Below are 19,889 nucleotides of genomic sequence, written 5' to 3' on the forward strand. Positions count from 1 at the left end.
AGCGCTGACCAACCAAGCCACGGATTAGCGCTTCCAGGGAATCGAGTGATGTTGGAAGTTGTTGCAAAAATCGGCGAAATCCGTGGCCGGCATCGGCTTAGCGAGCAGATAGCCTTGCAGCAGATGGCAACCCGCTTCTTTCAGAAACGCCGCTTGTTCCTGGGTTTCCACGCCCTCGGCGATCACTTCCAATCCCAAGCCGCGCGCCATCGCGATGATCGCGCGGATGATGGTGGCATCGCTAGGGTCGTCGATACAATCGCGCACGAAAGATTGATCGATCTTCAACACATCCAGCGGAAATTGTTTCAAGTAGCTGAGACTGGAATAACCGGTACCGAAATCGTCGATAGCGAAACGGACTCCGGCCTGGCTTAAGGTAGCGAAGGTGCGCTGAATATCCTCGTTGGGCCGCAACAAACAGCTTTCGGTCAGCTCCAACTCCAATGCACCCGGCGCATTTGGCAGCAGCCTGGCAACGGTCTCCAAGGTGCGCCGGGCAAAATCCGGATGCCAAAACTGTGGCGGCGCCACATTGATGCCGACATGGAAATCGGCATCGACGACACCGGTTTGCCGCCATTCGTTCAAACACTGCAACGCGGTTTCCAGCACCCATTCGCCGATGGGTAGAATCAAACCGGTCTCTTCCGCCAACGGGATAAATTCGATCGGCGATATCCACATGTCCTTGAAATGCCAGCGCAGCAAAGCCTCGGCGCCGACCAGCCGGCCGCTGCGGCAATCGTATTTGGGTTGAAAATGCAACACCAATTCGTTTTGCTCCAAGGCGCGTTTCAGACCGGTTTCCAATGTCAGCAACCGGGCGCCGCGCTGCTGCAACGAGGGTTTGTAGAAGCGGTGGGTGTTGCGGCCTCGAGTCTTGGCTTCGTACATCGCGCAATCAGCGTTGCGGATCAGTGCTTCGCTATCGTCGGCGTCGTGAGGGCACAGCGCGATACCGATGCTAAAGCTGGTGCTGATCTCGTGGCCCCTGATTTCGAACGGCCGGCTCAGCACCTGGCCAATTTGTTCGGCCACCTGGCCGGCATCGTGCTCGGCCTGATCGCGGTCGCCGCTCAAATCGTTGAGTATCATCACAAACTCGTCGCCGCCCATCCGGGCTACCGTGTCGCACGCCCTGATCTGATGATGCAAGCGTTGCGCGACTTCCTGTAGCAATTGATCGCCAAAGGAATGCCCCAACGTGTCGTTGACGTATTTAAAGCGATCGAGATCGAGGAATAACAGCGCCGCGCTACATTGCCGGCGAGCGGTTTGCGTCAAAGTCAGGCGCAGATGATCCTTCAACAACGTGCGATTGGCCAGGCCGGTCAACTCGTCGTAATACGCCTGATGCTCGAGCATGGCCTGATAACTCTCGACCTTGAGCCGATAGTCGCCCAGCCAGGTCGTCATCAAGTTAAAGGCTTGTCCCAGTTCGCGCATTTCCGGACCGCCGCTCTTTAAGTTGACCGGCTCGACCTGCCCTTGAATCACGCCATGCGCGGCCAACGCCAATTTCTTGAGCGGCAATGTGATGCGGGCGGTCATGGCCAGCGAAACGCCGAGGCCGATGATCAAAATAGCCAGTGCGACCGCCACCCCCAACCACAAGGAATGCCGGACGATTTCCTCGAAATAAGTCAGGCTCATCGCCAAGCGCACCTGGCCGATGATTTTAGGATCGGCGGACACATCCAAAAACAGCGCACCTTCCTCCTGAAAACCGCTGCTGGTAATAGGGTGCACGATTTCCACCAGAGCTTGCGGCCCGGCCTCGGTCCACCACTGCCAAAGGGTCAGGGGGCCTTGAGCCTGGATCGGCGGCGAGGTGAGCGGCACATCCAACACTTTCATTTGCGCCAATTGCCGGTCGCGTTCGTCCAGTATCTCCACATAGGCAAGGCCCGGCACGTCGCGCATGCGCGCCAACTGGCGGTCCAACACGCCACCCTGACGCGTGTAAACCGCATACTCGCTAGTTTCCGCCAGTAAGCTGGCCAGCACCAGGCTTTGTTCATGGCGGGCCTCGAACTGCCGCGCCAATTGCACGTAAGAAACGATGAATCCCACGCTCAACGCCGTCACCAACACCAAGGCCGTATTCAGCAGATTGAAGCGGGCAGCCATCGGTAAGGCATTAAGCACTCTCTTCATTGAAATACCTCGGCGATTTCCGGCAACCAGCGCTCGGAGAGCGGTAACTTCATGTGTTCGGCGGTTTTACTGTTAATGACGGCCCTCACCTTGCGCGGTTCCTGCGGCGTCAGCGCGGCGGGCGACATGCCTTTGCGCAGCACGTTCGACGCCAATTCCGCGACTTGATCGCCCAAATCGGCATAATCCCAGTCCAACGCATAAAACGCGCCGGCCTTAACCCACTGTGCCGACAGGCCGATCAGCGGCGTGCGATTACGAAAGGAATACAACAATAACTCCCGCACCGCCGCCGAATTGAATGGCGCGGTGCCGTCCGCCGCCCATATCGCATCCAGCTGCGGCGGCAGGCTTTGTAACAAAGACGGCAAATCCTCGGGTTCCATGGCCGGCGCCGCGATCAGCGTGGCATTTTCGGCGCGCGCTTGTTGTTGCAGCGCTTGAAACAAGGCGCTGCCGTGCCGAGGATCGTAAATCACCGCAATTTGTCTTGCCTCCGGAAGCAAGCGATGAAACCAATTCCATTGCAAGGCCGCCGGAAAATTCAAGCCCACCCCGCAGGCATTCTGGTTTTTCCGCAATTCCTCGGTGTCCAGCACCAAGCCGGCGACGACCGGAATGGTTCGCTCATTGGCCAGCACCGTCCGAGTGGCCGGCGTGCCGAGCGTGACGATCAGTTTCGGCGTCGGATTTTGCAACGGTTGCGAAAAGGCTTCCGTCCCCGCGTCGTTATGCAAAATATGGATTTGATAATCGGCCTCCACGCCGCGCGCGGCCAAGCCTGCTTTAAATCCGTCTAAAGTCTGTTGATAAGGTGGGCTGTCGTGGCTTTGGAATACTAGAATATCGGTTGCAGCCAAGGTTCGAGCGGAAAAACCGCAACCGATCAACACCGCACAGATCAAATCCAGCCGGCGCCGAAAAAGCATTTGCCATATACCTGCAGCCGTGACCGCATCGGTTCTCCGGCCCGCCAACGTCGGCCGGCCGGCATGGACCTTGGCGTACACGCCAGCCCCAGCCGATCCGCCCCGGCTGCCGGATATTCGCGTAGCGATGGATATGCGGTATTTATTCAATGTCAGTCTCTCGGCTCAAGCGAGTCCCTGATGACTGCTTTGGCGACTTTGCATTTCATCAGAATTCAAGACTGGCTCGGACCCGAAAATTGCGTCCGTCCTGAGGCACTAAATTTGGCAAAGGTTTGCTGCTGTTGGGTGGAATGAAACGGGGGTCGGTGTAACCTTCATCAAACAGGTTATAAAGGCCGCCGCTCAATTCCACGCCGGGTAGCCATTTTCGGGAAAGCAGTACCAGATTGGTCAGCACATAATCGTCGGCACTGCTGCCGCCGACGCTGGCACGAGCGGTCACATATTGCGTTTCAACGCTGGCAAACAATTTATCCTGCCACAATGGCGCGCTAATATTTAGTTTGAACATATGGGTTGGCGAGTTCAAAGCCTGCTCGGCGCCAGCGATGCGAGTTTGCTGATAGGTGTAACTGAAACGACCTTCGAAATTGCGAAAACGGCCCTGCAACTGGGTTTCCAGGCCATGCGCTTCGGCGTTTCCCAAATTGCGAAATTGGGTCGTTCCGCCGTCGCTGACTTGGTTGATCAGGTCGCTAAGCTGGTTATAGTAGGGGCTGAGACGTAAATCCATATACTCGTTGAGCTTTTGTTCCAGCACGATTTCATAGGATTCTATCCGCTCCGGCTTCAGGGCCGGGTTGCCTAGCCACGCGCCTTGGCAACAGGTATAAACGCTTTCGAAAGCGTTGGGCGCGCGAAAGGCCGTGCCGTAAAGCAGTTTGACGGTGGTGTCGGCATAGGGTTGATAGATCAGGCCCAGCCTCGGGTTAGCGGTATCGCCGAAATTATCGTAGCGATCATAACGCACACCGGCGTGCAAACTCAGGTTGTCCAGCAGGCTCCATTCGTCTTGCAGGAAAATGCCGGCAATGCTGCTGTTCAGCTTATTATCCGCCCAACTTTGATAGGGTTGAATATCGTAGTTCAGCATTTGCTGGTGATAATTGCGCCGATATTCGCTGCCCAGCGTTAGCCGATGACTCTCGAAAAAGGTGTGGCTCAAAAGCAGCTCGCCGCCGAACCAATTACCTTGCCAATAGTCTTGGTTGGTCAGTAATTGTGCGGAGATCATGCTATTGAGATCGTCGTCGAATTCATAGCCATCCCAGAACAGACGGCCGGTCAGCTCCCAATCGTCTGCGAAAGTGTGCCGGTAATTCAGATCGGCATAAGCCCGCCGGTCGTGGTAGTGGCTGCCTTGTACGCCCAGATCGGCGCCGACGCTACCGGCGGGAATGTATTTGTTGCGTTGCAGGTAAGCGCCGCTGAGCGTGAAATCGCCCCAGGCCAGTTTGCCGAACAGGCGTTCGATTTGTTCGCCGTCCAGATTGTTAACGTTACCCAAATCGCCGTAATTTAGCGTGTGGTGACCGTCGCTGTGATAAACGCTGGCCGACAACAGACCTTCCATGCCATTACTGAACTTTTGTCCGTAACTCACCTGTCCTTGGTGGCTGTCGAAACTCGCTACTTCGGCGCCGAGCCGAGCGCCTTGCAAGTCGCGCCCTCGCTGGGTGATCACATTGACGACTGCGAATACCGCGCTACTGCCGTATAGAGACGAAGCCGGTCCGCGCACCACTTCCACCCGCTCGATATTCTCCACATCCACCAGAAAATCGCGGCCCAAGCCGGCGTAATCCTGCAAACTTTCATTGACGCGATGACCGTCTATCATCACCAATATCCGGGTGTTGTAGTCGCCCGGTGGCGCAAAGCCGCGTACACCGACATGGTTATAAGCGCGGTCGTAAGTATTGAGAAAACCGGGCAGGCTGCCCAGTATCGCGGCCATGGTACGCCAACCGTAACGTTTGATTTGTTCGGAGCTAATGATGTCGACCGATGCCGGTGCCTTGGTCACCGGTTGTTCGTGACGCGAAGCGCTGAATACCGAGGGCAACTCGCCGAACAACAAAGCCTGTTCATCGGCCGCTTCGAAGGATGGCTCGCCATCTTCCTGGGCATGGGGCAATCCGGGCAATACTAGCAAGGCGATAGCCAAGACCAGGCGGGGGCGAACTAGTAACAGGGAATTTGGCATGAGTGGCAAGGTGGTAAAAATTCCTGGTTGGACTTTAATCTACCCTCTTTTCGGGGTATCGACGTTGCCGAATCGGTCTGGCGTCGATACTTTAGCTAGTTTCCATGCAAACTCAAAACAAGACGACAAGTTATGTGGGAATTCACCCAGGATTTAATTGAAATATCTGCTAGAGGTCACGGTTTTGGCAATCCCCCGCCAAACCAAAATGCGACATTCACCAGCCCTATCATCACCGGTACCTCGATTAACGGCCCGATCACGGCCGCAAAAGCCGCGCCGCTATTGATACCAAACACCGCCACGGCCACCGCGATCGCCAGTTCGAAGTTGTTGCTGGCAGCAGTGAACGCCAGCGTGACGGTCTTGCCGTAATCCGCGCCGATGGCTTTACCCATCGCAAAACTCAGCAAAAACATCACCACGAAATAAATCAGCAGTGGCATAGCAATCCGTACCACATCCATGGGCAGTTGCACGATCAAATCGCCTTTCAGCGAGAACATCACCACGATGGTAAACAGCAAGGCGATCAAGGTCAGCGGGCTGATCTTCGGTACGAATTTTTGGCCGTACCAGTCCTGTCCCTTGGCGCGCACCAACACAAAACGCGTGGTGAAACCGGCAATGAAAGGAATACCCAGATAAATAAAGACACTCTTGGCGATCTCGACTATGGTAATGTCTACCAAACTGCCTGGCATCCCGAACAGCGGCGGCAGCACGGTGATAAACAGCCAGGCATAAACGCTGTAAAACAACACCTGAAACACGCTGTTGAACGCTACCAGGCCGGCCGCGTATTCGTTGTCGCCGCGCGCCAGTTCGTTCCAGACGATCACCATCGCGATGCAACGGGCCAGACCGATAAGAATCAGGCCGGTCATATATTCGGGATAATCGCGCAAGAAAATTATGGCCAGCGCAAACATCAACAGCGGGCCGACGATCCAGTTTTGCAACAAGGAAATCCCCAGTATTCGCCAATTGCGGAACACATCGCCCAGTTCCTCGTAACGCACCTTCGCCAACGGCGGGTACATCATCACGATCAGACCGATGGCAATCGGGATATTGGTGGTGCCGACCGACACCGCGCTATTAATTTGATTGACTGCGGCCGGCCAGGCAAAGCCGATAGCCACGCCAACAGCCATCGCGATAAAAATCCACAAGGTCAAATAACGGTCGAGAAAGGACAGGCCGGTTTTTGCACAATTTGGCGGGGTCATGGTGGTCTCCTGCGAGGTGGCGGCGAACCTTTAGGTATTATCCGATGGCTGGCAACAGGACGAGACCGATTCGAGCTGAATCACATCGTCTTCACCAAACATCGGAATGCGGTTCAAAGAGTGAAACGCTTCCCAGGCTATGCCTTGCGGATCGACCGTCCAGTATTTATCGGACGTCGCGTAACAACAGGCGGCCTGTTTTTGGGCCGCGATCGGCAAGGCTGCCGCAGCCAAGCCTTGTTGCACCGACTCGAGCTCCTCGGCCGAGTCCACTTGCAATCCCAGATGATCCAGTCCCGGTTTCCGCCCGCGATGGGAGATGGCGAAATTGATGCGCGGATCGTCGAGCATCCACTTGGCGTAATCTGTCTCGCGCACCGACGGCTCGGTCTGGAATAAGCCGCTGTAGAAAGCGATGTTTTTTTCGAGATCGTCGACGGCGATGTGAATATGAAAGCGTTTCACGGCGATTGCTCCGGCCAGGTTAATGGGATATTGATGCGTCGATTCGATGGCCGCCGGCCAATACCAGTAAACGGGCGACACCCACCGGCTCTTCTGCCAATAAAGGCACCAGCGCATAACGTTGTGCATGCCGTTGGGCGACAGCCTCGATTTCCGGCAATTCGTTGGCGGCGCGTTGCCGCAGCAAGGGGGAATGTACCGCGGTCGCGGCAATGCTGTTATTGATCACCCAAGCCCAAGGCTCAATGCCGGCCCGGCGCAGATCGGCTTGCAGATTGGCCGCCTCCAATACCGGCGTGGTTTCCGCCAGCGTGACCAATAGCACCTTGGTTTGCTTGGGGTCTTGCAGCTGCATCATCGGCGTCAGGTAATGCGTGCCGCTCGCCATCTGCCGGCTGACTTCGCGGTGGTAAGCGCCGGTAGCATCCAGCAACAGCAGGGTATGCCCGGTTGGTGCGGTGTCCATCACCACGAACTTTTTACCGGCCTCGCGAATGATGTGCGAAAAGGCCTGGAACACCGCGATTTCCTCGGTACAAGGCGAGCGCAAATCTTCTTCCAGCAGCGCCCGGCCTTGCGCATCCAACTGCGCGCCTTTGGTTTGTAAAACATGCTGGCGATAGCGCTCGGTTTCGGCTTGCGGATCGATGCGGCTGACGTTCAGATTATCCAGCGCACCATCCAAGGTTTCGCTCAAATGTGCGGCCGGATCGGAAGTCGTCAGATGCACCGGCAGACCGCGCCGAGCCAGTTCCACCGCCACGGCGGCGGCCAGCGTGGTTTTACCGACGCCGCCCTTGCCCATCAACATCACCAGACCATGACCGTCGGCGGCAATCTCATCGACCAGTTTTGCCAAGTTAGGCGCCTGAATGGCGCTGGTCATCGCATCGCTATGCAGCGATACCGGCTCGGCGCGAGTCAGCAATTGCCGCAACGCAGCCAGACCGACCAGATTAAACGGTTTCAATTCGATGTAATCGGCGGGCATGGCGCGCAACGCTGCCGGTATTTCCGCCAACGCCCGTTGTTCCCGTTGATAAATGGCGGTCGCCAACGCGTCTTGCGCTGTTTCGGTTTCCGGCAAAATGCCGTTGACCAGCAAGTATTGCCGCGACAAGCCGATGGCATCCAATTCTTCATGGGTACGCGCCACTTCCCGCAAGCTGGATGCTTGGGCGCGAGCCACCAGAATCAAGCGGCTACGCGCCGGATCGGCCAGCGCATCGACCGCTGTTTTGTATTGGCTGCGCTGCTTTTCCAGGCCGGCGAGCGGGCCGAGACAAGACGCATCGCCCTTGCCGGCTTCCAGAAAACCGCTCCAGGCGCCGGGTAGTTGCAGTAAGCGGATGGTGTGGCCGGTGGGTGCGGTATCGAAGACGATATGGTCGTAGCCGGCGGTCAATGCCGAATCGGTCAGCAAAGCGGTGAATTCGTCGAACGCGGCGATTTCGGTGGTGCAGGCGCCGGAGAGTTGTTCCTCAATGCCTTTCACCACCGCTTCCGGCAATAGCCCCCGCACCGGGCCGACGATGCGGTCGCGGTAGGCTTGCGCGGCCGCTTGCGGGTCGATTTCCAATGCCGCCAAGCCAGCCACGGCCGGAATCGCGGTCACCTGGTTACCGATGGTGATGCCAAGCACCTGACCGACATTGGACGCGGGATCGGTACTGACCAGCAACACCTGGCGCCCGCCATCCGCCAATTGTATGGCTGTGGCGCAGGCGATTGAAGTCTTGCCGACGCCGCCCTTGCCGGTAAAAAACAGGAAGCGCGGCGGCTGGTCGAGGAATTTCATGGGCGGGTTAACAGCAACTACTGCCGCTGCAACAGCCGGACTGCGGCTTTTCCGCCGCATCGACGACCCCCACCCAACGGGCCAGTTCGGCGCGGCTGGGATAACGGCCCGCCAAAGCGATTTCGCCATCGACCAGTATCAAAGGCAATCCTTCCGCACCGGAGCGCTCCAGAAAACTTTTAGCTAGCTGGTTTTCGGCAAACGCCAGCGGTTGCTGAGCCAGGTTGTAGCGGTCGATATGTGCACCGTGTTGCTTGGCCCAATCGACATCGGCGGAAAAGCCGACCAATTGCTGATCGACATCGACGCCGCACACGCCGGTACTGCAACACAAGGCGGGGTCGAATACTTGAATCGTGGTCATAACATAAGCTCCTGACTGTTTAAGGCAATAAAACGCCGATCCTGTCCAACTCGGCTTTCAGTTGTGCTGGCCGGTTTTTTAATTCGTCCAGCGGCAACGCTAAAAATTGTTCGATGCGGTGGCGCAAGATACGGTAAGCGGCCATGAACGAGGCATTGATTTCTGCTTCCGTACCGGTAACGTGAGCGGGATCGTCGACCCCCCAATGACTGCGCAATACCGGCCCCAGATAAGCCGGGCAGGTTTCGTTGGCGGCATTACCGCAGACGCTGAGCACGATATCCGGCGTCACCGGCAAATCGTTCCAGGACTTGCTGTAATAACCCTCGGTGGCAATCCCTTCCCGCTCCAGCAAAGCCAGCGAGCGCGGATGCACTTGACCGGTGGGCTTGCTGCCGGCGCTCAAGGCCCGCCAGCCGGCCGGTGCCAGATGGTTGAAAGTCGCTTCGCCGAGAATGGATCGGCAGGAATTGCCGGTACAAAGAAACAGCACGTTCATGATGGTGAGTCCGTTTGAGTCGATGAAAGAGAAAGTGTCGGTTCGCAGCAAGCGTTTACCGCATCGGCATCGAAGCACTGCTCGGGATGGCCGGTGCAGCATTCGGCGGTCAGATAAGCGATCAGATCGTGCATTAACAGCAGATTAGCTCGATAGCGCTGATAGCGGCCCTCGGCGGTGACGTTGATCAAGCCGGAATAGGTCATCGCCTTGAGATGAAAAGACAGATTGGTGGGCGGCAAGCCCAGTTGCGCGGCAATTTCGCCGGCGACCAAACCGTCGGGCGCGTTTTTAACCAGCAGCCGGTACACGTCCAGCCTGACAGCGGAAGCGAGCGATTCGAAGATGGTGGTGGCAAGTTGGGTATCCATTGGGCAACTATACAACAATTATTGAAATATCAAAACAAATAGTTCAGGGCGATCCTCAGCGTGTGTTGTTTAAAGTAATCAGGGATAATATAAGGAAACTTTACTTATTCGTTAGGCTCTAGACTGAAAGCCCGCGTATCGTCGTATTGAGATTACGAAAGGCAATAATCGGGCCGCTTCCGCCCAGATTTTGTGGCATTTCTTTCGGACAGGCTAGCTTGCGTAATCAGTTGAAATATGGAGAGAATCATGCCTCACATTGCGAGTTGTATGTTCCGTTTGAATAGTCAGTTGTTTACCCAATTTACCTATGATGGCGTGCATTGCACGGCCTTTTCAGGAAATGGACCGCATCGAAACAATCCCACATCTGGCAATGTCCCAAATGATGGCTCCATTCCGCCTGGACGCTACCATATCGTTGATCGTCAAAGTGGCGGGAGGCTGGGACCAATTTTGGACTGGATCACCGACCGTGATATTTGGTTTGCGCTGTGGCGTGATGACGGGACGATCGACGACTCGACCTTTGTGGAAGGCGTCCGACGTGGTGAATTTCGACTTCATCCAAAGGGACCGCGCGGCATCAGCCTCGGTTGCATCACTATCGAATACCATGGCGAGTTCGATGCCCTGCGCACTTATTTGCTGGCGCAGCCTACCATGCATATTCCTCATACCAAGACCCGGACCTACGGAACCGTCGATGTCGGCTATTTGACCGACACGCTCGACCAGCGCTACCGCCCAAGCGGACCGGGCGCTACAAGGGTTGCCTGATTTGTGAGTAGCGACAAAGTGAAGCATCCAATCGGGCTGGCCATCTGGATTCTGAAGCTCGCGATCATCGTCTCAGGAACGCTACTCCTTGCCCGTGCCCTTTATGCGACCGAAATCGGTAATCGCATACTCCGCGTCATACCAAATAGCGCCTGGAATACGTTCTATGCGTTTTTAAGACTCGAAGGCGCCGAGACCACGGCAAATGCCGAACTTGCAGTGTGGCTGGCCGCCTGTTTCGCGGTATCCGTAATGCTCGTGCTGGGAGGAAGCTTGTTGCTTCGGCACATTTTTTTCCATCGACGATAACCCGCGCCTTTGTGGATGGGGGCTTTTTGCTTTGCGGTGATTAGCCTGTTGCTGATTAAATGTCTCGTCTTTAATGTTTTCGAGGGCACACCACTTGCATTCCGCGTTTGCATCATGAAAAAGACCACAGCCATATTCCTTATTGCAATTCCAGTGCTGTCTCACGCCGAGTTTGCAGACCTAATTACGATTAGTAAATCCGAAAAAGTGTTGTACTTGCAAAAACAAGGTCGAGTTTTCGCCGCTTATCCTGTGGCGTTTGGCCGTAACCCGATTGGACACAAGGAAAAACAGGGTGACAACCGTACTCCGGAGGGTGCTTACACAATAGACGCGAGAAACGAAAACTCGTCGTACTTCAAAGCGCTACATATTTCCTATCCAAACTCAAAAGACATCGACCAAGCTAGGGTTAAAGGCGTTTCTGCAGGTGGCGATATCATGATCCATGGGCAGAAAAATGGTTTCGGCTGGGCGTCTTTCTTAGTTCAGCACTTCAACTGGACTAGGGGTTGTGTAGCACTCTCCAATGACAATATGGAAAAAGTTTGGCAATCGGTTAATGTCGGCGCCAAGATTGAAATCAAACCTTAGAAGCTGTTAAAAAACTACGAGTTTTTAACCAACTTCATGGCATATAACAAGGCACTCAGCCGGCCTGTTCACTAGTAGGATTTGGCCGCCCCTAGCCGCGCTTACCCCCCAAACAACTGGTGATCGATCAAATCGCACAAACAATGCGAGATCAATAGATGCACTTCCTGGATGCGGGCGGTGGAAAAGGACGGTACACGAATTTCGATGTCGGCTTCGTTCAATACGCCGGCCAATACGCCGCCATCCTTGCCGCTCAGCGCGATCACCGTCATGTCGCGGTCGTGCGCCACTTTTACGGCCTTGATGATATTGCCGGAATTGCCGCTGCTGGTGTAGACCAACAAGATGTCGCCGGCCTGACCCAAGGCGCGTAATTGCTTGGCGAAGATTTCGTCGTAATGGTAGTCGTTGGCGATGGAGGTGATGGTCGAGGTATCGGTGCTCAACGCAATCGCCGGCAAAGCCGGGCGTTCGCGCTCGAAACGATTCAGCATTTCCGAAGAAAAATGCTGGGCATCGCCCGCCGAACCGCCGTTGCCGCAGGTCAGTACTTTTTTGTCGTTCACCAGAGCCTCGACAATTTTTTGCGAGGCAAACTCAATCAGCTCGCAAAGGCTGGCCATCGCATCCTGCTTGGTTTGGATGCTGTCGGAAAAGTGGGCGATGATGCGGTCTTGTAAACTCATAATACTCAGGTTTGAAAAGCGTTTTTAATCCAGTTGAGGCGGTTGTCGCCCGACACGGCGACCACGTCGAAACGAATCGAGGCGTTGCTCAGCTTGTTGATTATGACATAGTGTTGGGTGGCGGCGACGATGCGCGCCTGTTTTTGCCGGGTAATGCTAGCCAACGCGCCGCCGAATTGCTCCGATTGGCGAAAGCGCACCTCGACGATGACCAGCGCCGTACCATCCTTCATCACCAAATCCAGCTCGCCCATTTTGCAGCGGAAATTGCTGCACACCAGCGTCAAGCCCTGCTGCTGTAAATAGGTCAAGGCCTGCTGCTCGGCGCTATCGCCTTTTTGCAGATGGACCGGCTTGGCTTTACCAAACAACATCTTATTCGACAAAACCCGACGATACCGGCACACCGGCTTTGAACTCGGCGCAGACCAGTTTGCGAGCGACACGGTTCTCGCCGCTTAGCGACAAACGGCCGGTGGCGCCGGCGTAAGGCGCGTTCGCCAATTGGCCCAGTTGCCCCATCAAGTTGTAGGCGTCTATACCCAAGGCCACCAGTTTAACCTGACTGTCGCTCAGGCCTTGCCACGTATGTTGCACGGCTTGTTGGCTGAGCGGGCCGCTATAGGCGTCGGCGAATAGCCAGGGAATATCGCAGAACTGAACCTTACCCAGTTCGGTATCCCGCACCGGATTTTGCCGGCCGCTGTAGATGTTGGGCATTGCATACACCCCCAACGCATTGCTTTGCTGGTATTTCAACTGCGGTGCCAGCTCCCGAGCCAATTCCGGCGTGGCGCTGACGAACAAGGCCAACGCCTGTTTCTGGCCATTGACGCTAACGCTGGCACCGAGCAAGCTTTTCATGATGGCCGCGAAATCGTGTTGTTTCGGATCGTAGCTCTCCATGCCGATTACCGCGCCGCCACCCGCCTGCCAGGCAGACATCAGATAATGACGAATTCGCGTGCCCTGGGTGCTGTCCGGCGTCAGCAGCACGGCGTTTTGGTAGCCGTCGCGTCTGGCTTTCAGCACCAATTGTTCGGCATCGTCGATCGGACTCAAGCCAAATTGATACAGATTGGCTTTACTGAGGTTTTCGACATGATTCAAGGCCAACACCGGCACCGTTAATTCGCTGGTTTGCGCCAGGCTTTGGATTTGCTCTTTCACCAGCGGCCCTATCACCTGTTTGGCACCATCGGCCAGCGCTTGCTGATAGAGGCTGGCGACATCAGCCTTCTCGCTGTCGTAAAACTTCAAAGGCAGTTGCGGCGCGGCGCTGGCGGCCAGCCGGTGCGCAACCAGTAGACCGTCCTTAATGGCTTTAGCGGCCGTGGCGTAAGGCCCGGAACTGGGCAGTAATACCGCGACAGTCGCTCCCGGCGTTGGCGTCAGACCTTGTGCGGGCATCTCAGGCACCGGCTGCGGGGCGACTTGCGGTGCGCTCAAATACGCCTGCAAATAATCGGCATTAGCCGGATGCCCCGGAAAAGTCCGCCGCCATTGCTGAATTTGCCCGGCGGTATCGAAACCGGGTAACTCTCTCTGCTTCAGGATTTTAGCCAGGGCCATCCAGCCGCTCAGTTCGTCGGCGACAGACGCGGATGAACTGAGTTTTTCCAGCGGCAAGATGCTAAGCGCGTCGAGAATCGCGATGATGTTTTGCTTTTGCTGTTCCGGCGCGAGCAACAAGCGGCCGAGTTTCAGGCGCGCCCTGACGCTGGGCACCACATCGCCCAGCAGCGCGTGGACGAAGGCCAGCGACTGGTAATAATTGATCTGATCGGCATCGACCAACACGGCAGGACGGGCACCTTCCAGTTTTTTCAGGGCCTGTTCGGCATCGCCGATACTCAAAGCAATTTGCGCTTCGATTAATTTGAATTTACTGAATTGTTCCGGCGGCAATTCGGTGGGGTTGATTTTGTCCAGCGCTCTTTGCGCGGCTTGGCTGTCGCCGGATTGAATCCGAGTGTCGGCGTCCAGCAAATGCAGACTGTTTTGATTATCCGGCATCCGGTAGCTGCGCGCCGGTTCGACGGGTTTGGGCTTGCGGACGGCGGCCTGCGGCCGTACTTCCAGCTGTGCCTTGTTTTTGGTGGGTTCGTTACTGCAAGCGGCTAACAACAGCAAGCCGAAAAACCAGCAGCTTAAAACACGACGCGGCATAATGGCGGCTAATTTGCGATCAGACATAGATAGGGCCTGAGAAATAGATGTACGGAAAATTATACGTGGTTGCCACCCCAATAGGTAATCTGGCCGATTTCAGCTTCCGGGCGGTCGAAATATTGAAGCAGGTGGACTTAATCGCGGCCGAAGATACCCGCCATGTCAGAATGCTGTTGCAACATTACGGCATCAATAAACCTCTGCAATCCTTGCATCAGCACAACGAAGACCATGCCTCGCAAGGCCTGGTAGACAAAATCCGCGACGGCCAGTCGCTGGCACTGGTATCCGACGCTGGCACGCCGATGATTAGCGATCCCGGCCTGCCGCTGGTGAAACTGGCCAGACAGCACGGCATCGAAGTTAGCCCCATCCCAGGCGCTTGCGCGTTGATCGCCGCCTTATCGGTGGCCGGGCTGCCGACCAGCCGTTTCAGTTTCGAAGGTTTTCTACCGCGCACCGGCTCGGCTCGGCGCAGTTTTTTCGAACACAAGCTGGCTGACAGTTCGACTTGGGCGTTTTACGAATCCAGCCATCGCATCCAGGCCGCCTTGGAAGACATGCTGACGGTATTTCCGGCCGAGCATCAAATTGTCGTCGCCCGGGAAATCACCAAATTGCACGAAACCATCGTCAACGACCAATTAGCTAAGGTCTTGGAGAAAGTTCAGACCGACGAGAACATGCGCAAGGGCGAATTCGTCGTCATCGTCGCCGGCCGGGAGATCGACACAAAGGAAGACGATCTGAGCGAGGAGCAACAACGCATTTTGAGTTTGCTGTTAAAGGAATGTTCGATCAAAACCGCCGTGGCCTTGGCGGTGGAGATTACCGGCCAACGCAAGAAGCTGTTGTATCAGGCAGCGCTGGCGATGCAGGACGCGGGCCGAGCCTAACCGGTTTGCCGGACAAAATCAGTCAATTGTATCCGATCGAACGGCCAATTGAGCTGCTGCCCGCTAGCCTGATGCAGCAGCACGGGAATCAGCAAGCCGTATTGTTGTTGGCATTGCTCATCGTCGATGATGTCTTTGCTGTCGAAACCAATTCCAGCCGCAGTCAGCAAAGCCTCGGCTTCCTCGCATAAATGGCAACCGGCGGTGCCGAACAGGATGAAATCGACCATCAGTGTTTGGAAATTTTATCCAGATAGCCCATGAAAAATGCGGATACCACCAAGGTTAGATGGATGATCACATACCATTGCAATTTGTCGGTTTCGGCAGCATGCAGATTCATGAATATTTTTAGTAGATGAATCGAGGAAATGGCGACGATCGATGAAGTGACCTTGGTTTTCAGCGAACCGTAATCGTGGGTGCCCAGCCATTCCAATTTTTCGGTATCCGATTCGATGTCCATTCGGGACACGAAATTTTCATAGCCGCTGAACATCACGATCACAGTCAGGCTGCCGACCAAGGCCAGATCGATGAAGGTCAATAGCTTAAGGATGATGTCGGTATCAGGCAGCTCGAGGATATGCGGCACAAAATGATAAAGCTCTTGAAAGAACTTGACCGCCAACACCATCAAAATCACGGTCATACCCAGATAAATCGGCGCCATGATCCAGCGACTGGCGTACATGGTACGTTCCAGCAGATATTCGACGCGTTTTTGCATGTTGATCTTAATGATGTAAATGCGCTGCCAACCAGCGTTCGGCGACTTCGATCTTCAACCCCTTGCGTCGCGCGTAATCCTCTAACTGATCCTGATCGATCTTGCCGACATTGAAATACTGCGACTGCGGATGCGAGAAGTACCAGCCGCTGACCGCCGCAGTGGGATACATCGCAAAGTTTTCGGTCAGTTCGATCGTGGTGTGCTCGGTGACGTTGAGCAGCTCGAACAGCTTGGCTTTTTCGGTGTGGTCCGGGCAAGCCGGATAGCCGGGCGCCGGACGGATGCCTTGATAGGCTTCCTCGATCAAGGCATGGTTGTCGTGTTCTTCGTCTTCGGCATAGCCCCAATAATCGCGGCGCACCGCCTGATGCATGTATTCGGCGAACGCTTCGGCCAAACGGTCGGCCAGGGCTTTCAGCATGATCGAACTATAGTCGTCGTGGTCTTTTTCAAATTCCGCCAGCTTGGTTTCGATACCGATACCGGACGTGACCGCAAAGCCGCCCAAATAGTCGGCGACGCCACTGCCCACAGGCGCGATAAAGTCGGACAGACAGTAATTGGGCCGGCCCGGCGCCTTGACGTTTTGCTGGCGCAAATGATGCAACACTTCACGTTGTTGGCTGCGGCTGTCGTCGGTATACAGCACGATGTCGTCGCCGTCGCTATTGGCGGGAAAGAAACCGATCACGGCTTTAGCGCTCAACCATTCCTCGCGCACCAGCTGTTTCAACATGTCCTGAGCGTCTTCGAACAACTTGGTCGCTTCGGTGCCGACCACGTGGTCGCTAAGGATGGCCGGATAGCTGCCGGACAATTCCCAAGTCTGGAAGAACGGCGTCCAGTCGATGTACCAAACCAGCGTCTCCAACGGAAAATTGGCTATGACTTTGGTGCCGAGAAATTTTGGTTTAACCGGCTGGTGGTCGGCGTAATTGAATTTATTTTTCCGCGCCGCTTCAAGATTGTGTTGCGGATTTTTGGCATGCCGACCTTTATGGCGTTCGCGTACCTGTTCATATTCGGCACGGGTTTTCTCGACGAAATCGGCTTTCAAGTCGTCGCTGAGCAGGGCGCTAACTACGCCGACGCCGCGCGAGGCGTCGGTGACATAAATCGTCGGCGCCGCCTGATAATTGGGCTCGATCTTCACGGCGGTATGCGCGCGCGAGGTGGTGGCGCCGCCGATTATCAACGGAATCGTGAAGCCTTGCCGCTGCATTTCCTTGGCGACATGTACCATCTCGTCCAGCGACGGCGTGATCAAACCGCTGAGACCGATCACATCGACCTTTTGCTCGCGGGCGGTTTTTAAAATCGTTTCCGCAGGCACCATCACGCCGAGGTCGATGACCTCGTAGTTGTTGCATTGCAGCACCACGGCGACGATGTTTTTGCCGATGTCATGGACGTCTCCCTTGACGGTGGCCATCAGCACCTTACCATTGGTTTGGCGTTCGCTGCCGTCGACTTCGGCGTCCATGAACGGCATCAGATAAGCCACGGCTTTTTTCATGACCCGCGCCGATTTGACGACCTGCGGCAAAAACATCTTGCCTTCGCCGAACAAATCGCCGACCACGTTCATGCCGTCCATCAACGGCCCTTCGATGACGTGTAACGGTTTCTCGGCTTCCTGCCGTGCCAGCTCGGTGTCTTCTTCGATGTAATCGGCGATGCCTTTCACCAGCGCATATTCCAAGCGTTTAGTGACCGGCCATTCCCGCCATTCCAGTGTTTCCACCTTGGCTGCCTGGCCGCTACCGCGATATTTTTCGGCAATTTCCAGCAGTTTTTCGGTGCCTTCCGGGGTGCGGTTCAGGATCACGTCTTCGACAGCGTTACGCAATTCTTCCGGAATATCGGCGTAAATCGCCAATTGACCGGCGTTGACGATGCCCATGTCCATGCCGGCCTGCACCGCGTGATACAAAAATACCGCATGGATGGCTTCGCGTACCGGGTTGTTGCCACGGAACGAGAACGAGACGTTGGAGACGCCGCCGGAAATCAAGGCATGCGGCAATGTCTGCTTGATGATGCGGGTGGCTTCGATGAAATCGACGCCATAGTTGTTGTGCTCTTCGATACCGGTGGCGACCGCAAAAATGTTCGGATCGAAGATGATGTCTTCCGGCGGGAAGCCGATTTGTTCGGTCAAAATCTTGTAAGCGCGGGCGCAGATTTCCACCTTGCGCGCCATCGTGTCGGCCTGACCTTGTTCGTCGAACGCCATCACGATCACCGCAGCGCCGTAACGGCGCACCAGCTTGGCGTGCTTGATAAACGCTTCCTCACCTTCTTTGATGGAAATCGAGTTGACGACGCCCTTGCCCTGGATGCATTTCAGACCGGCTTCCAGAATCTCCCATTTCGACGAGTCGAGCATGATCGGCACCTTGGCGATGTCCGGCTCGGCGGCGAGCAGATTCAGAAAGCGCACCATCGCCGCTTTCGAATCCAGCATGCCTTCGTCCATGTTGATGTCGATGATCTGCGCGCCGTTTTCGACCTGTTGCTTGGCGACGTCCAAGGCTTCTTCGTAGCGCTCTTCGACGATCATTTTTTTGAAGACCGCCGAGCCGGTGACATTGGTACGTTCGCCGACGTTGACGAACAAGGTTTCCGGGCCGATGCTCATCGGTTCCAGGCCGGCCAGATGGCAGCGTTTTTCCAGTTCCGGAATCTTGCGCGGCGGATGTTGGCTAACGGCGCTGACGATGGCACGGATGGTGTCCGGCGAAGTGCCGCAGCAACCGCCGATGATATTCAAATAACCGCTGGCAGCCCAGTCGGCCAACTCGGCGGCCATTTGTTCCGGCGTTTCGTCGTATTCGCCGAATTCGTTGGGCAAGCCGGCGTTCGGGTGGGCGGATACATAGGTGTCGGCGATGTTGGACAGTTCTTCGATGTACTGGCGCAGTTCCTGGGCGCCCAATGCACAGTTGAAGCCTATCGAAATGGGCTCGACATGTTTCAGAGAATACCAGAATGCGGCGGCGGTCTGGCCGGATAAAGTGCGGCCGGAGGCGTCGGTAATCGTGCCGGAGATCATCACCGGCAGTTTGTAGCCCAGTTTGTCGAAGGTTTGCTCGACCGCGAAAATCGCCGCCTTGGCATTCAAGGTATCGAATACCGTTTCTATCAGAATGATGTCGGCGCCGCCGTCGATCAAGCCTTGAGTCGCTTCGCTGTAGGCTTCGACCAAGTCGTCGAAAGAGATGTTACGGAAGCCGGGATCGTTGACGTCCGGCGACATCGACGAGGTGCGATTGGTTGGACCCAATACGCCGGCGACGAAGCGTGGTTTGTCTGGCGTCAGCGCGCTGACTTCCTCGGCGGCCTGTTTGGCGATCCGCGCCGAGGCGACATTGATCTCGTAAGCTAGCTCTTCCATCCGGTAATCGGCCATCGCGATGCGGGTGGAATTAAAGGTATTGGTTTCCAGAATATCGGAGCCGGCATCTAAATAGGCGCGGTGAATCGCCTTGATCACATCCGGTTGAGTAATCGATAATAAATCGTTGTTGCCTTTCAGATCCACAGGCCAGTCGGCGAATCTTGCGCCGCGATAATCCTTTTCGCCCAGCTTGTAGCTCTGTATCATGGTGCCCATGGCCCCATCCAGAAACAAGATTCGCTGCGATAGTAACTGGTGTAATCGTTGTGTGCTGTTCATGCTGCCTGAT

The 19,889-nt window shown here is 55.7% G+C and carries 19 protein-coding genes; 4 read left to right on the forward strand and 15 right to left on the reverse strand.

The genetic code is table 11. The features are described from left to right. Window positions 1-24 precede the first annotated feature (24 nt). The 9 genes from QZJ86_RS20385 to QZJ86_RS20425 form a co-directional block, all read right to left on the reverse strand. Window positions 25-2,160 (reverse strand): putative bifunctional diguanylate cyclase/phosphodiesterase, encoded by a 2,136-nt coding sequence (locus QZJ86_RS20385; RefSeq protein ID WP_301935416.1) that lies wholly within the window; start codon window positions 2,158-2,160, stop codon window positions 25-27. Next, complete coding sequence (locus QZJ86_RS20390; protein WP_301935417.1) at window positions 2,157-3,239, reverse strand: ABC transporter substrate-binding protein; 1,083 nt, start codon at window positions 3,237-3,239, stop codon at window positions 2,157-2,159. Before QZJ86_RS20390 ends, QZJ86_RS20385 begins: the two co-directional genes overlap by 4 nt. A 58-nt stretch (window positions 3,240-3,297) precedes the next feature. Then, window positions 3,298-5,298, reverse strand: a complete 2,001-nt coding sequence (locus QZJ86_RS20395; RefSeq protein WP_301935418.1) for a TonB-dependent receptor plug domain-containing protein — start codon at window positions 5,296-5,298, stop codon at window positions 3,298-3,300. Between the two features lie 176 nt (window positions 5,299-5,474). Then, window positions 5,475-6,530 carry an ACR3 family arsenite efflux transporter gene (arsB, locus tag QZJ86_RS20400; protein WP_301935419.1) on the reverse strand — a complete coding sequence of 352 codons (1,056 nt, stop codon included), beginning with the start codon at window positions 6,528-6,530 and terminating at the stop codon, window positions 5,475-5,477. A gap of 30 nt (window positions 6,531-6,560) precedes the next feature. After that, window positions 6,561-7,076, reverse strand: a complete 516-nt coding sequence (locus tag QZJ86_RS20405) for an ArsI/CadI family heavy metal resistance metalloenzyme (protein WP_455429802.1) — start codon at window positions 7,074-7,076, stop codon at window positions 6,561-6,563. Next, window positions 7,015-8,793 (reverse strand): arsenical pump-driving ATPase, encoded by a 1,779-nt coding sequence (arsA, locus tag QZJ86_RS20410; RefSeq protein ID WP_301935421.1) that lies wholly within the window; start codon window positions 8,791-8,793, stop codon window positions 7,015-7,017. Before arsA ends, QZJ86_RS20405 begins: the two co-directional genes overlap by 62 nt. Window positions 8,794-8,800: 7 nt before the next feature. Further along, the gene (gene arsD, locus QZJ86_RS20415; RefSeq protein WP_301935422.1) at window positions 8,801-9,157 is read right to left on the reverse strand and encodes an arsenite efflux transporter metallochaperone ArsD; all 357 of its coding nucleotides are present in this window, start codon (window positions 9,155-9,157) and stop codon (window positions 8,801-8,803) included. A gap of 19 nt (window positions 9,158-9,176) precedes the next feature. Continuing rightward, a complete protein-coding gene (locus QZJ86_RS20420; RefSeq protein WP_301935423.1) occupies window positions 9,177-9,656 on the reverse strand; it encodes an arsenate reductase ArsC in 480 nt (159 codons plus the stop codon). Further along, window positions 9,653-10,027 (reverse strand): ArsR/SmtB family transcription factor, encoded by a 375-nt coding sequence (locus QZJ86_RS20425; RefSeq protein ID WP_301935424.1) that lies wholly within the window; start codon window positions 10,025-10,027, stop codon window positions 9,653-9,655. The genes QZJ86_RS20420 and QZJ86_RS20425 overlap by 4 nt, the downstream gene beginning before the upstream one ends. A 249-nt stretch (window positions 10,028-10,276) precedes the next feature. Here QZJ86_RS20425 and QZJ86_RS20430 point away from each other — a divergent pair, with 249 nt between their 5' ends. The 3 genes from QZJ86_RS20430 (at window position 10,277) to QZJ86_RS20440 (ending at window position 11,710) form a co-directional block, all read left to right on the forward strand. Further along, window positions 10,277-10,807: a DUF2778 domain-containing protein gene (locus QZJ86_RS20430; protein ID WP_301935425.1), complete on the forward strand. Its 531-nt coding sequence runs from the start codon at window positions 10,277-10,279 to the stop codon at window positions 10,805-10,807. Between the two features lie 3 nt (window positions 10,808-10,810). Next, a complete protein-coding gene (locus QZJ86_RS20435) occupies window positions 10,811-11,116 on the forward strand; it encodes a hypothetical protein (protein ID WP_301935426.1) in 306 nt (101 codons plus the stop codon). A gap of 114 nt (window positions 11,117-11,230) precedes the next feature. Further along, window positions 11,231-11,710 (forward strand): L,D-transpeptidase family protein, encoded by a 480-nt coding sequence (locus QZJ86_RS20440; protein ID WP_301935427.1) that lies wholly within the window; start codon window positions 11,231-11,233, stop codon window positions 11,708-11,710. Between the two features lie 101 nt (window positions 11,711-11,811). On the opposite strand, the gene QZJ86_RS20445 is transcribed toward QZJ86_RS20440, so the two are convergent. The 3 genes from QZJ86_RS20445 to QZJ86_RS20455 are packed head-to-tail and all read right to left on the reverse strand — an operon-like array spanning window position 11,812 to window position 14,595. Continuing rightward, a complete protein-coding gene (locus tag QZJ86_RS20445; RefSeq protein WP_301935428.1) occupies window positions 11,812-12,399 on the reverse strand; it encodes a phosphoheptose isomerase in 588 nt (195 codons plus the stop codon). Between the two features lie 5 nt (window positions 12,400-12,404). Then, entirely contained in the window at window positions 12,405-12,773 is a 369-nt protein-coding gene (locus QZJ86_RS20450) for a YraN family protein (protein ID WP_301935429.1), read from the reverse strand. Between the two features lies 1 nt (window position 12,774). Beyond that, window positions 12,775-14,595, reverse strand: coding sequence for a penicillin-binding protein activator (locus tag QZJ86_RS20455; RefSeq protein WP_301935430.1), 1,821 nt, complete (start codon window positions 14,593-14,595; stop codon window positions 12,775-12,777). A gap of 20 nt (window positions 14,596-14,615) precedes the next feature. Here QZJ86_RS20455 and rsmI point away from each other — a divergent pair, with 20 nt between their 5' ends. Then, window positions 14,616-15,467 carry a 16S rRNA (cytidine(1402)-2'-O)-methyltransferase gene (gene rsmI / locus QZJ86_RS20460; RefSeq protein WP_301935431.1) on the forward strand — a complete coding sequence of 284 codons (852 nt, stop codon included), beginning with the start codon at window positions 14,616-14,618 and terminating at the stop codon, window positions 15,465-15,467. On the opposite strand, the gene QZJ86_RS20465 is transcribed toward rsmI, so the two are convergent. From QZJ86_RS20465 to metH, 3 genes are read right to left on the reverse strand one after another with little or no spacing between them, the layout of a single operon-like run. Beyond that, window positions 15,464-15,697, reverse strand: a complete 234-nt coding sequence (locus QZJ86_RS20465; RefSeq protein ID WP_301935432.1) for a glutaredoxin family protein — start codon at window positions 15,695-15,697, stop codon at window positions 15,464-15,466. The two genes, rsmI and QZJ86_RS20465, sit on opposite strands and share 4 nt — an antisense overlap. Next, window positions 15,697-16,197 carry a TIGR00645 family protein gene (locus QZJ86_RS20470; protein WP_301935433.1) on the reverse strand — a complete coding sequence of 167 codons (501 nt, stop codon included), beginning with the start codon at window positions 16,195-16,197 and terminating at the stop codon, window positions 15,697-15,699. The genes QZJ86_RS20465 and QZJ86_RS20470 overlap by 1 nt, the downstream gene beginning before the upstream one ends. Before the next feature lie 7 nt (window positions 16,198-16,204). Next, the gene (metH, locus tag QZJ86_RS20475; protein ID WP_301935434.1) at window positions 16,205-19,879 is read right to left on the reverse strand and encodes a methionine synthase; all 3,675 of its coding nucleotides are present in this window, start codon (window positions 19,877-19,879) and stop codon (window positions 16,205-16,207) included. Window positions 19,880-19,889: the final 10 nt, after the last annotated feature.

It is taken from the genome of Methylomonas montana (assembly GCF_030490285.1).
Lineage (GTDB): Bacteria > Pseudomonadota > Gammaproteobacteria > Methylococcales > Methylomonadaceae > Methylomonas > Methylomonas montana.

Bases quoted from the DNA above. Each gene is read 5' to 3' on its own strand.
- QZJ86_RS20385 (WP_301935416.1), bottom strand. From the start codon at position 2,160: ATGAAGAGAGTGCTTAATGCCTTACCGATGGCTGCCCGCTTCAATCTG.
- QZJ86_RS20395 (WP_301935418.1), bottom strand. From the start codon at position 5,298: ATGCCAAATTCCCTGTTACTAGTTCGCCCCCGCCTGGTCTTGGCTATC.
- arsB (WP_301935419.1), bottom strand. From the start codon at position 6,530: ATGACCCCGCCAAATTGTGCAAAAACCGGCCTGTCCTTTCTCGACCGT.
- arsA (WP_301935421.1), bottom strand. From the start codon at position 8,793: ATGAAATTCCTCGACCAGCCGCCGCGCTTCCTGTTTTTTACCGGCAAG.
- arsD (WP_301935422.1), bottom strand. From the start codon at position 9,157: ATGACCACGATTCAAGTATTCGACCCCGCCTTGTGTTGCAGTACCGGC.
- QZJ86_RS20420 (WP_301935423.1), bottom strand. From the start codon at position 9,656: ATGAACGTGCTGTTTCTTTGTACCGGCAATTCCTGCCGATCCATTCTC.
- QZJ86_RS20425 (WP_301935424.1), bottom strand. From the start codon at position 10,027: ATGGATACCCAACTTGCCACCACCATCTTCGAATCGCTCGCTTCCGCT.
- QZJ86_RS20430 (WP_301935425.1), top strand. From the start codon at position 10,277: ATGCCTCACATTGCGAGTTGTATGTTCCGTTTGAATAGTCAGTTGTTT.
- QZJ86_RS20440 (WP_301935427.1), top strand. From the start codon at position 11,231: ATGAAAAAGACCACAGCCATATTCCTTATTGCAATTCCAGTGCTGTCT.
- QZJ86_RS20445 (WP_301935428.1), bottom strand. From the start codon at position 12,399: ATGAGTTTACAAGACCGCATCATCGCCCACTTTTCCGACAGCATCCAA.
- QZJ86_RS20450 (WP_301935429.1), bottom strand. From the start codon at position 12,773: ATGTTGTTTGGTAAAGCCAAGCCGGTCCATCTGCAAAAAGGCGATAGC.
- QZJ86_RS20455 (WP_301935430.1), bottom strand. From the start codon at position 14,595: ATGTCTGATCGCAAATTAGCCGCCATTATGCCGCGTCGTGTTTTAAGC.
- rsmI (WP_301935431.1), top strand. From the start codon at position 14,616: ATGTACGGAAAATTATACGTGGTTGCCACCCCAATAGGTAATCTGGCC.
- QZJ86_RS20465 (WP_301935432.1), bottom strand. From the start codon at position 15,697: ATGGTCGATTTCATCCTGTTCGGCACCGCCGGTTGCCATTTATGCGAG.
- QZJ86_RS20470 (WP_301935433.1), bottom strand. From the start codon at position 16,197: ATGCAAAAACGCGTCGAATATCTGCTGGAACGTACCATGTACGCCAGT.
- metH (WP_301935434.1), bottom strand. From the start codon at position 19,879: ATGAACAGCACACAACGATTACACCAGTTACTATCGCAGCGAATCTTG.